Raw genomic sequence first — 13,458 nt, forward strand, 5'->3', positions numbered from 1 at the left:
ACGCTTCTGTTATTGCCTATTATTTTTTTCAAAAATTCTGCGTTAGATTAGAGCCTGTTGATCTAATGAACTTATGCGGAGTGTTGTTTTGATTGGATGTCGCCTTATCTTGCGCAGGAGAGGTTTCCGTTTTGTCGAATCGTGATCTCGATGAAGAGTATGTTGCGTTGATTGCCGGGAGCCAGCCAGTGTTGCGGGGGCTCTTGGTGGCGCTGATTCGTCGGGCTGCGGATGTGGATGATGTGCTGCAGGAAACGAATACCGTTCTGTGGCGGAAGCGGAACGAGTATGACTGGGATCGTGAGTTTCTGCCCTGGTCGTGCCGGATTGCTCAGCTGCAGGCGCTGGCGTTTTTCAAGCGAGTCAAGAACGACGGACAGGCCGTGTTTGACGAACAGACACTGGAACAGATTGCCGCGGTGGCGACCCGGCGGGCGGTGGAAGCGAAATCGCATGCGGAGGCACTCGCCTATTGTATGGAAAAACTACATCCCGAACATCGGCAGTTGGTGGAGAGCCGGTATTGTGATGCGATGCCTGTAAACCAGATCGCATCCGAAGCAGGGAGAACAGCCGACGCGGTTTCGATGACCTTATACCGCATTCGGAAAACGCTCATGGAGTGTATCCAAAAGACAGTGGCCCAGGAGGCACGATTATGAACCCCGAACATGAAGCAGTTCGCAAAGAGCTGGCGGCACTCACCAGCCGCATGCTTGAAAACAGATTGACAACAGACGAAGACGCACGGCTCACGGAGATTCTGAATACTCACCCCGAGTTGATTGAAGAATACACGAATCAGATTCACCTGGATTCCTTGCTGACGTCGAACTTGTATGCCGCGGTGCCGGAAGAATTCAGTCTGGAAGCACTTGTGGTGTCGGAAACAGACGAGAAAATTTCCATCAATGTCGATGTCGTGACGACAGTCGAGCCCACATCACGAAGCCGCTTGAGCTGGTTGTCCTGGATTGCGACTGCCGTGGTGCTGCTACTGGCGGGGGGATTTTTCTGGTTCAATCAGGCCGAGCAACAGAAAACAGCAGAGCAGCCAAATGCAGTTGTGCCCGGCTATGCAGGAATGCTACTCGATACGGAAGATGCGGTCTGGGAAGACCGGGGCACAGAAGAGATTCCGTACGGCACCAGATTTCCCACGGGGGAATCCCTGCGGTTGAAGTCGGGCATCGCACGGATTCGGTTTGAAAGTGGTGCCGGCGTCATGCTGGAAGGACCGGCGGAGATTGAACTTTGTTCGCCACTGAATGCTATTTTGCATTATGGTACGCTGTCCGCCTATGTGCCGGAAGAAGCACTGGGCTTTACTGTGGATACGAATCAAATTCGGATCGTGGATCAGGGAACCCGCTTCGGTACGGTTGTGGATGCATCGGGCGAAGCGGAAGTGCATGTGTTTGAAGGCGAAGTCGGCGTGAAGCCGGTATCTGCGGAAAGTCAAATGATTGCCAGTTTGAAAGCGAGCCAGGCACTCCGGTTTTCCAAAGGGAATGTCAAGGGGGCCGAAATCAGCGTAACGCCGGCGAAGTTCGCCGATGCACCAACGCCAGAGCAGCTCATTGCAGCAAAGTCAGGAAACTATCCACCTCAGGAAGCAACCGGTTTTGAAAATTCAGAACCGATGAATCAGGTCTCTCTCATCCGAGAAAAATCAACGCTACCGAAGGAGATCCGGGTGGGGGAAGACTTTGAATATCCGACGGGGTCTCTGTTTCAGCAGAGCGGAGGCCTGGGATTCAGCCATGAGGGCTGGTGGACCGATCAGAACTTTACGCGATTGATGATTCCTGAAAAACAACTGCGGTGGAAAGACCTGGATGGCGGTCCGATGATCGTGCATGCCCGCGGGCATCATCATGCTTACCCTTCGCTTGCACATCGAATTGCCCGCAAACTGGAAACGCCACTCATCGATGATTTCTACTTCAGCATGCTGGTTCAATATCATGGCGTGGACGAAGACGATTTCTTTGGTCTCTGGTTCGATAGCTCGATGGGCGGCATGGGGTCCAGCCATGCCCGGGTTCCGAGTATCGGATTTAAAGAACGAAAATTCTTTGCCCGCTTCAACGTGAAACAGGAAGCCTTTTTTGAGCAACCTGTGGACGATGAAACGTTTCTGCTGGTGGGGCATCTTTCCAAAAAGAACTCGAAATTCTTTAATCACCTGGAATTCTGGGTCAATCCGGTGGGAGATCGCAGTGAGACTCCCGATGCGGTTGTCAAACGGAATAAAGAGGCCAACCTGCTGAAATCGATCAACGCACTGGGAGTGCGGATCGGTCAGTACACCGAAGTCAGCGATTCGCTTTATCTGGATCGTCTGGTGATTGGTGATACTTTTGAATCGGTGACCCGACCCGCCGGGCAGAACTGATTTTCTTAATATTTGGACTGAAAGATTTGTGATGCATCGTGCTCTGACATCTGATTTATTTTCCTGGCGAGTAATATTGACGTTGCTGGTTTGCGGACTGCTGTTCGGTTCTCAACAGACGTTTGCGGAGGAGTCGCCACGACTCGCACACGGTTTAGTTAATCGGCAGATCGATACGCTGAAGAAGAATCAACCCGGGTTTGGCTGGAAGGGGGGCTGGGTGCTCTCGCAACGGCAGCCGGCGCTGTTTGTTGACGCGAAGCATAAAACATCCAACGAAAAACACAACGCAATCGCCCATGAAGCGTTGATTCAGGGTTCGGTGCAGCGGAACAACCCTCTGCGGCGAGAGCTGAAGCAGACGTACCAGGATCAGGAACTGTTTCTGCGATTCCGCTTCCGTTATGCAGCCGACGCGAAGCAGCGCGATGAGGGGGAGTTCTTCGTGTTCTGGCTGGATCGCTACGAAGGCACTGACAACGCCGTGCATGCGAATCACACTCCCAACATCGGCGTGCATGTGGCGTCCAGTGGTCCCAACAAGGGAAAAGTCGTATTCATGGTGCGGATCGGTTCGCAGAAGACGGCTTGGAGTTCGGTGGAACTCCAACGCGATCGGGATTATCTGATCGTCGGACGCTTATCGAAGCCCGAAAAATCATTACGGGCCGGCTTTACCAAATTCGAATTGTGGGTCGATCCAAAGCCCGGTGATCTGGAACGCCCCGTGGCGACGACCGTGAATCCGCAGAGTGTGAACGGCGTGAGTTGGGTTGGTTTTGCAACGGGCTATAAAACCGAACTTGATGACCGGATCTATGTGAGCGACCTGGTCTTGAGCCGCACGTGGAGTGATGTGCTCGATCTTTCGCCCGAACAGATTCCGAAAATGGCGACGAAACAGCAGACCGCCTGGGCAGAGCCGGTACATTTTGAGAAAGAGATTTATCCGTTGCTCAAAGCGAAGTGTTTCAGTTGTCATGCGGGGGCGAATCCCGATTCGGGCTATCGGCTGGATGTGTATGAGGAACTGCTCGGCTTCAGTACCGGGGAAGAGTTAATTGTACCGGGAAACAGCGAGCAGAGTAAGCTGGTCGAACTGGTCTCAACACAAGTCGCAGAAGAACGGATGCCGCCCGTCGATGCAGGGACGGCGCTCATGGAACAGGAAATCGCCAAGCTGCGTGCCTGGATCGATCAGGGAGCGAAGTGGGATTACAAGTTGCTGCCCACACCGAAAACGGAGTCGGATCACTGGGCCTTCCAAACCATCAAACGACCGGGTGTGCCGAAAGTAGACGGGAGCAAGCCGGTTCGCACGCCCGTCGATGCTTTTATCGCCCGTGCGTGGCAGAAAGCGGGGATCAAGCCTGCTCCCGCAGCCGATAAAGCGACGTTGATTCGCCGGCTTTCGCTGGATTTGACGGGACTGCCGCCGAGCGCGGATGAGATTGAGGCCTTCGTTCATAACACCGATCCGCGGGCCTATGAGAAACTGGTCGAGCGGCTGCTCGCGTCAAAACATTATGGCGAACGCTGGGCGCGTTTCTGGCTGGATCTGACGCGCTGGGCGGAAAGTCACGGCTATCAGCATGACCTGCCGCGACCCTATGCGTGGCGGTATCGGGATTATGTGATTGAGAGTTTTAATGCAGACAAGCCGTTTGATCAGTTCATCAGGGAACAGCTCGCCGGCGATGAACTCAAGCCTTATGCGGACGAGCATGTGATTGCGACCGGTTTTTTAGCGTCGGCCCGCATCAGCGGCAATCAAATGGATAAGGCAGCCCAGCGAAACGACGTGCTCGTTGATATCGTGAATGTCACCAGCGGTGCATTGTTGGGGCTGACGCTGGAATGTGCACAGTGTCACAATCATAAATTCGATCCCTTAACACAGCGGGACTACTATCGACTGCAGGGTTTTTTCGTAAACGGTCAACTGGGCAACCTGTCTCTCAAAGGGGACGGCTTGCCGAATCCGACTGAGATGAAAACCTGGATGCCGAAAGGAACGTTTGATTTTTATCAACGCGAAGCCAAGAAACTGATCAATCGAAAACGCTTTGCCCACACGAAGCAGCCACACACGTGGGGCTATTATTCACCACTCACAGGGCAGAAGCAGATTGAACGGCTGCCGGTGGTGAACCGCGATCCGATTCCCTATTCCGCCGAACGGTTAAAACAGACGAAATCCGTCATTCTGATTCGCGGTGATGTGCATAAACAGGGACCGGAAGTAGGCAAAGGCTGGCCCGCGGTGCTGGGAGCGACGACCGTCGATTCGGAAAAACTTTCGCGGACTGCGCTCGCCGACTGGCTGACCGGTCGCAAGAATCCGCTGGTATCGCGGGTCTGGGTGAATCGGCTCTGGCAGTATCATTTCGGACGAGGCCTGGTTTCCACGCCCAGCGATTTCGGCGTGCAGGGGGAACCGCCGTCGCACCCGGAACTGTTGGACTGGCTGGCGACTGAGTTGATGGAACGGGGCTGGAGTACGAAACACATCCATCGACAGATTGTATTGTCATCGACTTATCGTCAGGCACGTTCCTTCAACGAAGCGAATCTGAAACAGGACCCGGAAAACCGGTTGCTCTGGAGTTGGCCGCGACGTCGACTGGAAGCGGAAGCGATTCGAGATTCGATACTGTGTGCAACGGGTGAATTGAAGCGCGAACTGGGCGGACCGAGCGTGCCTCAGGAACGCGAAGAAGCAAATTTGCGGCGGACAATTTATCTGTTTCAGCGCCGGAGCGAGATGCCGTCGGTGATGGCGATGTTCGATGCGCCGGACAGTATCGCCAGTTGTTCGCGGCGGCAGGTTTCGACGGTGGCACTGCAGCCGCTGTTTATGTTGAACAGTCAGTTTATGGACCGTCGGGCGCAGGTGCTGGCGAAAAACATCGTTGCCGAAACAGACGACGATCACGGTCAGCAGGTAGTGCAGGCGTTTGTGCGTGTGCTGGGACGTCAGCCGACAGCGCAGGAACAGAAGCGGTCGCTGACCTTTTTCCAATCAGACAGTTCTGCAGAGTCAGACGAACGTCGGCTTTCGATGTTGTGCCATGCGTTACTCAATTTGAACGAATTTATTTATATCCCTTAATTCCGAGGGCAATTATGTCATTCAATCCGATCCATATGAATTCCGGTTTTTCCTCACCGCCACTTAGCCGTCGTGACATGCTGGGGCAGAGTGTACTCGGCTTTGGTGCGCTGGGGTTGGCATCGTTGCTGGCAGACGAGGGACTGTTACATGCTGCAGATGGGACGCCGGCGGTGACCGGTCAGAGTCATTTTCCCGCGACGGCGAAGAGTGTGATCTTTCTGTTTATGTCGGGGGCGCCAAGCCAGGTCGATACGTTCGATCCGAAACCGCTGTTAACGAAGCTGGAAGGAGAGCCGGTGCCGGATAGTATTGCGGCGCGGGTTCCGAATATTCCGCGGGCGGGGCTGGGGTCGAAGTTGATGGCGTCGCCTTTCAAGTTTAAGAAGTATGGTCAGAGTGGGATTCCTGTCTCTAATATGTTTCCGGAAACGGCGAAGCTGATCGATGAAATCTGCGTGATGCGTTCGGTGAATCACCGTGTGCCCGTGCATGGTCCGGGTGAATGTATCGCGCTGACCGGTTCGGCGATTGGGGATCGCCCCAGTCTCGGGTCGTGGATGACGTACGGACTGGGGAGCGAGAGCCGCGATCTGCCCGGATTTATTTCAATGCTGTCGAACAGCAGCGGCCCGGCACCACAGACGCCGGGCTGGGGCAACGGATTTTTGCCGTCGCGCTATCAGGGCACACTCGTGGATGGCAAGCGGGGGATTCCTTATACGAAGATGCCCGCCGGTTATTCGCAGGGGAATCGTCGTGAGCAACTGGACTTTATCAAGTGGATGAATCAAGAACATCTGGCGCAACTCGGGCAGGATTCAGAACTGGAAGCGCGGATTGCTTCCTATGAACTCGGATTTCGTCTGCAGACATCAGCGCCGGAAGTGTTCGATCTGGAAAGCGAATCGGTAGAGACCGCAAAACTGTATGGGCTGGATGAGAAACCGACGGCGGAATTCGGCAGGCATTGTCTGATTGCTAGACGGCTGGTGGAACGGGGCGTAAGAGTCGTGCAGCTGCGGAACGGCGGTTGGGACGCGCACGGCGCAATCAAAGCCAATCATACCAGGCGGGCCAAAGCCACTGATCGACCGGTGGCGGCATTGCTTCAGGATTTAAAACAGCGGGGGCTACTGGATGAAACCTTGGTGATCTGGGGGGGCGAATTCGGACGCACGCCAACCACGGAAGGTTCCGCAAAAGGAGACCGCCGGGGCCGCGATCATCTGCCAACAACGTACTGCATGTGGATGGCCGGTGGCGGTGTGAAAGGGGGACAGATCATCGGTCAGACGGATGACCTGGGATATACGCCGGTCGAACGGCCGGTCTCTCCTGCAGACCTGCATGCCACACTGTTACATGCACTGGGACTCGATCAGCACAAACTGTTTTTTATGCATAACAACCGAAAAGAGATTGCCACGGTGCTGGGAGGGGAAGTGATTGGTGAGGTGTTTGGGTGATGGTTGCCTGAGGCCAGATATCATCACTGTTGGGCAAGCCAACAGTGCCACCCCGGAATACGAAAAATGTGAATTTATAGCTGGTTTAATACAAAAAACGAGCGGCATGGCGCTAGCCACCGGTATCGAAACACAAACCAGCGCACTTACCGGCGGCTAGCGCCGAGCCGCTCACAGTGGGAACGCTTTCACAAGCATTTTCGGGCAAGCCGACAGTGGCACACGCCACTTTTGAAATAAAAAAGTGACACGTAGTTATCAGGAGTTTTATTTTTGTTCAGGGATTATTGTTTGTTTTTGATTAGTGAAGGATAAGTCATGCGTTCGTTTGATAGAAGAGGTCGAAAGGGTTTTACTCTGATCGAGTTGCTGGTGGTGATTGCGATTATTGCGATTTTAATTGCACTATTATTGCCGGCCGTTCAACAGGCTCGGGAAGCGGCCCGTCGCAGTACCTGTAAGAATCAACTGAAACAGATCGGTCTGGCACTGCACAACTATCACGAGACACATCGCATCTTTCCTCAAGGAGGATTTGGTAGGTCGATCGGTTCGGGAACTTCTGCCAGTACGGCAAATAATGTAAGTATGAGCTTTCTGGTGATGATCCTGCCGTTTGTGGATCAGGCACCCATGTATGAATCATTCAATTTAAATCGGGGTTATTCCTATTCCGCAAATCGACAGGTCTGCCTGAATGTGCCGCCAGTCTTTCTCTGTCCCAGTTCCAACAAAACGCACTCAACACATACCAGTGAAGTCGTCGGTTCCGCTCCGATGTATGCTTCGCATTATGTTGGCAATATGGGGCCGGTAGGAACCAATGCCACGACCTCGGCGCCTTATCAGCTGGAGTGTGAAAATCCGTCGTCCGGGACTTCGGTGCCGAATTGCCGAAGCGGGAATGATGTTTCCAATATGGGCGTGCTGGGAGGTCCTCGATCTAAAATACGATTGCGGGACATTCTGGACGGGAGTTCGAATACGATCATGGTCGGCGAGATGTCGGGGCACAAATATCTGACCGAAGCTATCGCACCGCGTGGCTGGAATCGGGGCTGTCATAATGATTCCTGCGGCAGCAGTAAGAATGTCAAATTTGGCATCAACGTACACGGATTTGTCTCTGGCGAGTTCAACAATATGAGCTTCGGTAGTGTTCATGAAGGGGGCTGTCATCTGCTGATGGCCGATGGCAGCGTACATTTCGCTTCTGAAAATGTGGACATGAATGTGTACCTCGCGACCGCCAGTCGTGAAGGGGGCGAAACGAATACGCTGGAATTCTAGTTGACCAGAAAACAGACATCTCCTGTAAATATTTTCGGGAGATGTTTTTTTATCTCATTGGGTCGTTAGTCGGGTGGGAAAAATGACTCGTCTTAAGCGTTGCATGATGGTACTCTTCGGAATAGGTAGTCTGTTGTTGGCAGGTTGTGGTGCAGGGGGCAGCGATGTCACGTTATACGATGTTTCCGGCACCGTGAGTTATAAAGGGAAACCGGTTCCCTTTGGCTCTGTGCTGTTTATTGCCGATGCCGATGAAGGAAACACGGGGCCGCAGGGAGTCGCGGAGATTAATGACGGCAAATTTAACACGGCAGAGGCAGGCCGGGGTGTCGTTGGCGGCGCGTACAAGGTGATTATCAAGGGACGCAGTGTGCGTGCTTCTGCTGAAGATGACGAAGGCCAGAGAGCCGAGCCGTTGTTTGCTGATTATCAGACGGCGGTGGTTTTTCCGGAAGAGAATACAGTGGAGAAATTCGAAGTGCCGGAGCGAAGATCAAAGCCTGGGGCAACATTCGAAGAGTAGAAAAACGAATGCGATTTTATAGCTGGTTTTTAACAAAAATGAGCGGAATGGCGCTAGCCACCGGTATCGAAACACAAACCAGCGTACCTACCGGCGGCTAGCGCCGACCCGCTCACAGTTGGTACGCGTATCGTTCGGATAGAATGATTACAGATCGAACTTGATGCCCTGTGCCAATGGCAATTCGGTTGAATAGTTGATCGTATTCGTCGTGCGGCGCATGTAGGCTTTCCAGGCGTCGGAGCCGGATTCGCGGCCGCCGCCGGTCTCTTTTTCGCCGCCGAACGCGCCGCCGATTTCCGCACCACTCGGGCCGACGTTGACATTCGCAATACCACAGTCAGAGCCGGCAGGAGAGAGGAACTGTTCTGCCTGCCGAATATCATTCGTCATGATCGCAGAAGAAAGCCCCTGTGGGACGGCGTTGTGCATTTCGATCGCTTCATCGAGCGTTCGATACCGCATGACGTACAGAATGGGGGCGAAGGTTTCCTGCTGGACGATGTCGGTCTGCCCGGGCATTTCGACAATCGCGGGATGCACGTAGCAGCCGTCTGCATATTCTGTTTCATCGATTTGATGTCCGAAATGGACGATGCCACCTTGTTGTTTGGCGGTTTTCAACGCGTGCTGCATGGTCTCAAGAGCCCGTTGATCGACGAGCGGGCCAACGAGTGTACCGGGTTCAAGCGGGTTGCCGATGGGCAATCGCTGGTAGGCGTTTTTCAACGCCGACAGTAGTTGATCGGCGATGCTTTCATGCACGATGAGACGCCGCAGGCTGGTACAGCGTTGACCGCAGGTCCCGACGGCGGAAAATAGAGCCGAGCGGACTGTCATCTCAAGGTCTGCTGATTCGGTGACGATCATCGCGTTGTTGCCCCCCAGTTCCAGCAGGCTGCGCCCGAGACGCTTGGCAACAGTGGTGGCGACCGCCCGGCCCATCGGAATCGAACCGGTGGCGGAGATCAGCGGGACATCATGGTGCTCGGCGAGGGCGTTGCCGATCTCAGCACCGCCGATGATCAGGTTCGAGATGCCATTGGGGGCTTCCGGAAAATTCTGCGCGACCTGATTCACAATCTGTTGGCAGGCAATCGCGCAGAGGGGCGTTTTTTCGGATGGTTTCCAGATGACGGTATCGCCACAGACGAAGGCCAGCATGGCGTTCCAGGCCCAGACAGCGACCGGGAAGTTGAAGGCACTGATCACGCCAATCGGTCCCAGGGGATGCCATTGCTCCATTAAGCGGTGTCCCGGTCGTTCGCTGGCGATCGTTTTTCCATAAAGCTGACGGCTCAAGCCGACTGCGAAGTCGCAGATGTCAATCATCTCCTGGACTTCGCCGATTGCTTCCTGGGTGATCTTGCCGGCTTCCCAGCTGACGATGGTCGCCAGATCGGCTTTGTGTTCCCGTAAGGCTTCGCCGAGCAGACGCACGAATTCGCCGCGACGGGGAGCGGGAACTTCGCGCCACTTCAGAAAGGCACTCTGTGCGGTATCGACCACCAGGCCGACATCGCCGAGTGTGGCTTCATTGAACGTGGCCAGCGTGGAGCCGTCGATGGGGGACTTGCCCGTGAGCAGTTCGCCTGCACCGGTTTGCCATTTCGTTCCGACAGCGACCGCCGCGGGTTGATCCACAACGCCGATTCGCTGTAATGCTTCATGGATGGAATAAGTCATGGTTTTGCTCGCTTGATGAATGTCGATTAATCCAGGGCAAAGGTTTCTGTTTCATAATAGCAGCCGAAACGGTTATTGATAAATTGGTCGAAGGGAATCTCTTCCTGTCGGATCAGGCCGGTCCCTTTGATCTGATTTTGTTGTACCAGATCGACGACGGCACAGATACCGGCTCCCGTGGTAAGCTGTATGGCACTCCAGACTTCGCCGTTGATTTCCTGTGCATACAGTTTGCGCAAGTCGCTCTTTTCGACGAACTGTCCATTGCGATTTCCCCGCACCGTGCAGAACACAATCACGACATCCTGGAATGTGACGGGGATCGAATGTTCCATGATATCTTTGAGCAATTCGCGACGCTCACTGAGCCGCAGGTCTCTCAGCAGGAATTTCATCAGCTGGTGATGACCGGGGTAACGGATGGTTTTGTAATTCAACTCTCGAACATGTCCGTCCATTGTTTCACAGAGCGTTCCCAGTCCTCCTGATGTGTTAAAGGCTTCATAGACGTTGCCGTCGAGAGTGAACTGCTCCAGTCCTTCCAGGGGGAGGTGGTTTTTGATTTTGTGTCCGTGAATCACTTCACAGGGATTACAATATTCATTGATCAGCCCGTCGGTGGACCAGGTCAGATTGTAGCCGAGCGCGTTGGTTGGATGTTGTGGCAGCGCACCGACGCGCATGCGGACAGTGTCAATTTCGTCAAACCATTTCATGACATGATTGGTAACGATAGTCACAAAACCGGGGGCAAGGCCGCATTGGGGCACGAAGACCTGACCGGGAACGGCATCGTCGGCGATCTCTTTGACGGCGGCGGTGGTCTGCCGGTCTTCGGTGAGATCGAAATAATTCACCCCCGCTTCGAGCGCAGCACGGGCGACTCCCGGATTTTCGCGAAAGCTGAGTGCTGAAATGACGGCAGTGCAGCCTTGCATCAGGTGGACCAGTTCGGCATGCGAGTCGGCATTGAGCACGCGTGTTTCTGCGGTGGGAATGCGTTGTTGTATTCGTTCGAGGGCAGCGGGGACACGGTCGGCGATTCGCAGTTGATAATCGCCTGACTTGGTGAGCAGCGAGGCGATCATCCGTCCGATTTTTCCCGCGCCGATTAATAAGATCGTTTGAGACATGGCAGGTTCTCCAGACAGGGATGAAAGATGTGATATGATAGAGGGAACCTCTACACAATTATATACGCCGAAAAGTGCTTTTCTGATTGAGTTTCTGTTTTGGCGAGATTTCGCGTATTAATAGAAGAGTGGCGTCTTGACTTTCGAACGGGCCACGAAACAATATGGTTGTAAGGAGATAAATTATGACCAGACAACAACTTGCGACTTTTGATTGGAAACGCTATCCCGAGACCGCCGCGTTCCTGAACGAGCGGATTGATGCGTTTTGTGCACAATCCCCACGTATCAAACAATTTGCGCAGGATTTTCAGACGAAAACCGGAACTCGGCTGATTGACTGGGTCGATCATTTTGAATTGCACTGGTCCGACGAACTGGAACAGACACTGATTAGCCTGGGTTATGAAGTGGCCAGCGGTGTGAAATTCAAACTGTTCCAGCATCCGGCGGCACATTTTCCCGCCATTCAGGCGAGCAGCGGGGAGTCGGAGTCGCTCTATGTGCGCGTCGATTCGGTGGTAGATTTTTTAGCCGTCCATCAATGTGCGCTGGAACTCCCCATTAAAGGAGCCCCGGGTGCTGCCGTGCGTCAGCGAGTGGCATTTCATGAAGACGGAGTCGAACTGAACGTAATTGAACGCCACGGCGTCCGCATCGATGCGGTGAAGAAGCAGCCTGATCCGGATTTAAAAGACCTGCTCTATCATGCTCAGGCCTTTCATTTACGCAAGCGGGATTTTGCCGGCGATGTGGACGGCTTTGAACATGCTGAGTCGATGATTCGCGTCGCGATTGAAGATCTGGGCGTCGACCGGACCTGCGATTTGTTTTTCGCAGCTGAGCGGGCATACTGGCAGCAACGGAACGCGGTCGCCCGCATTCAAAAAGCGCGGCAGGATTTGCTGGGCGTGGGTTGGGCGAATCACGATCATCATACCTATCGTTCAAGCCGAAAACATTTCTGGCGATTGATCTCGCTGTTGGAACTGCTCGGTTTCCAATTGCGCGAACGGTTTTATGCAGGCAAAGAGGCAGGTTGGGGTGCGCAGGTACTCGAGCATCCGACGACCGGCGTTGTCATTTTTGCCGACGTGGATCTTTCCCCCGAAGAAGTCTCGCAGGACTTCGCGCATGAACCTCTAACTGAACTAAACGAACTGGGAACGGTGGGGCTCTGGTGCCGATTGCACGGCGAAGCGTTTCTGCAGGCGGGCATGCATCACCTGGAATGCCTGTTCGACTTCGACGCTGCCCGGGATCAACTGGCGGACGAGAACGATGTGAAGACGATGAAGCCGTTTACCGATCTGCCTCATCTGCGTCAGGCGTTTACGGCGGGGGAAATCTGGCCGGTCAAAGAGAGCCGAATTCAGTCCCTGTTGGATGACGGCTTGATTACTGATGAAGAAGCGGACAAATTCCGCACAAAAGGAGCCATCGGCTCGCACCTGGAAATCCTGCAGCGAGAAGACGGCTTCAAAGGCTTTAATCAGTCGGGGATTAATGACATTATTCTGGAGACGAACCCGTTGAAACAGTAGTCGTGATAGAGGGAATGTGTTTTTTTGCTACCACGAAAGGCACGAAAACACACGAAAACGATCCAGGTTGGGTGTCACTGTTGGCTTGCCCAATAATGAATGAAAGACGTTCTTGTTCTATTTAATGTAGGGGCTACACTATGTGGCAGCCCGCGGTATCTATGCTGATTGTGTGTTGAGAAACATCGTTTGTTTCCGGTTCCGTTCCAAGAGTACTTTGGGATTGAATATCGACAGGCGGGCGGGCACATAGACCGACCCCTACATGACCAACACTGTCGGGCCAGCCGACAGGTGGCGTAC

9 protein-coding genes are annotated in these 13,458 nt (G+C 53.9%); 7 read left to right on the forward strand and 2 right to left on the reverse strand.

Features of this window, described 5'->3' with window-relative positions; translation table 11 throughout:
• The first annotated feature begins 131 nt into the window (after positions 1–131).
• The 6 genes from Enr17x_RS08185 (at position 132) to Enr17x_RS08210 (ending at position 8,792) form a co-directional block, all read left to right on the forward strand.
• Positions 132–662, forward strand: a complete 531-nt coding sequence (locus tag Enr17x_RS08185; RefSeq protein ID WP_198001026.1) for a sigma-70 family RNA polymerase sigma factor — start codon at positions 132–134, stop codon at positions 660–662.
• Positions 659–2,398, forward strand: coding sequence for a FecR family protein (locus Enr17x_RS08190; protein WP_145307665.1), 1,740 nt, complete (start codon positions 659–661; stop codon positions 2,396–2,398). The genes Enr17x_RS08185 and Enr17x_RS08190 overlap by 4 nt, the downstream gene beginning before the upstream one ends.
• A 31-nt stretch (positions 2,399–2,429) precedes the next feature.
• Complete coding sequence (locus tag Enr17x_RS08195) at positions 2,430–5,510, forward strand: PSD1 and planctomycete cytochrome C domain-containing protein (RefSeq protein WP_145307667.1); 3,081 nt, start codon at positions 2,430–2,432, stop codon at positions 5,508–5,510.
• Between the two features lie 14 nt (positions 5,511–5,524).
• Positions 5,525–6,979, forward strand: a complete 1,455-nt coding sequence (locus tag Enr17x_RS08200) for a DUF1501 domain-containing protein (protein ID WP_145307669.1) — start codon at positions 5,525–5,527, stop codon at positions 6,977–6,979.
• A 318-nt stretch (positions 6,980–7,297) separates the two neighbouring features.
• Positions 7,298–8,269: a DUF1559 domain-containing protein gene (locus Enr17x_RS08205; RefSeq protein WP_145307670.1), complete on the forward strand. Its 972-nt coding sequence runs from the start codon at positions 7,298–7,300 to the stop codon at positions 8,267–8,269.
• 82 nt (positions 8,270–8,351) lie between these two features.
• Positions 8,352–8,792, forward strand: a complete 441-nt coding sequence (locus Enr17x_RS08210; protein WP_145307672.1) for a hypothetical protein — start codon at positions 8,352–8,354, stop codon at positions 8,790–8,792.
• A 147-nt stretch (positions 8,793–8,939) separates the two neighbouring features.
• Here Enr17x_RS08210 and amaB read toward each other — a convergent pair whose 3' ends face one another.
• Complete coding sequence (amaB, locus tag Enr17x_RS08215) at positions 8,940–10,478, reverse strand: L-piperidine-6-carboxylate dehydrogenase (protein WP_145307674.1); 1,539 nt, start codon at positions 10,476–10,478, stop codon at positions 8,940–8,942.
• Positions 10,479–10,504: 26 nt separating this feature from the next.
• On the reverse strand, positions 10,505–11,611 hold the full coding sequence (locus Enr17x_RS08220) for a saccharopine dehydrogenase family protein (protein ID WP_145307676.1): 1,107 nt from the start codon (positions 11,609–11,611) through the stop codon (positions 10,505–10,507).
• Between the two features lie 185 nt (positions 11,612–11,796).
• Here Enr17x_RS08220 and Enr17x_RS08225 point away from each other — a divergent pair, with 185 nt between their 5' ends.
• Complete coding sequence (locus Enr17x_RS08225) at positions 11,797–13,155, forward strand: hypothetical protein (RefSeq protein WP_145307678.1); 1,359 nt, start codon at positions 11,797–11,799, stop codon at positions 13,153–13,155.
• Positions 13,156–13,458: the final 303 nt, after the last annotated feature.

Origin of the sequence: Gimesia fumaroli (genome assembly GCF_007754425.1) — a bacterium.
In the GTDB taxonomy this organism is placed as follows: Bacteria; Planctomycetota; Planctomycetia; order Planctomycetales; family Planctomycetaceae; genus Gimesia; species Gimesia fumaroli.

What these genes read in the sequence shown, in the direction of transcription:
- amaB (WP_145307674.1), bottom strand. Translation starts at nt 10,478, where the DNA reads ATGACTTATTCCATCCATGAAGCATTACAGCGAATCGGCGTTGTGGAT.
- Enr17x_RS08220 (WP_145307676.1), bottom strand. Translation starts at nt 11,611, where the DNA reads ATGTCTCAAACGATCTTATTAATCGGCGCGGGAAAAATCGGACGGATG.
- Enr17x_RS08210 (WP_145307672.1), top strand. Translation starts at nt 8,352, where the DNA reads ATGACTCGTCTTAAGCGTTGCATGATGGTACTCTTCGGAATAGGTAGT.
- Enr17x_RS08195 (WP_145307667.1), top strand. Translation starts at nt 2,430, where the DNA reads ATGCATCGTGCTCTGACATCTGATTTATTTTCCTGGCGAGTAATATTG.
- Enr17x_RS08190 (WP_145307665.1), top strand. Translation starts at nt 659, where the DNA reads ATGAACCCCGAACATGAAGCAGTTCGCAAAGAGCTGGCGGCACTCACC.
- Enr17x_RS08200 (WP_145307669.1), top strand. Translation starts at nt 5,525, where the DNA reads ATGTCATTCAATCCGATCCATATGAATTCCGGTTTTTCCTCACCGCCA.
- Enr17x_RS08225 (WP_145307678.1), top strand. Translation starts at nt 11,797, where the DNA reads ATGACCAGACAACAACTTGCGACTTTTGATTGGAAACGCTATCCCGAG.
- Enr17x_RS08205 (WP_145307670.1), top strand. Translation starts at nt 7,298, where the DNA reads ATGCGTTCGTTTGATAGAAGAGGTCGAAAGGGTTTTACTCTGATCGAG.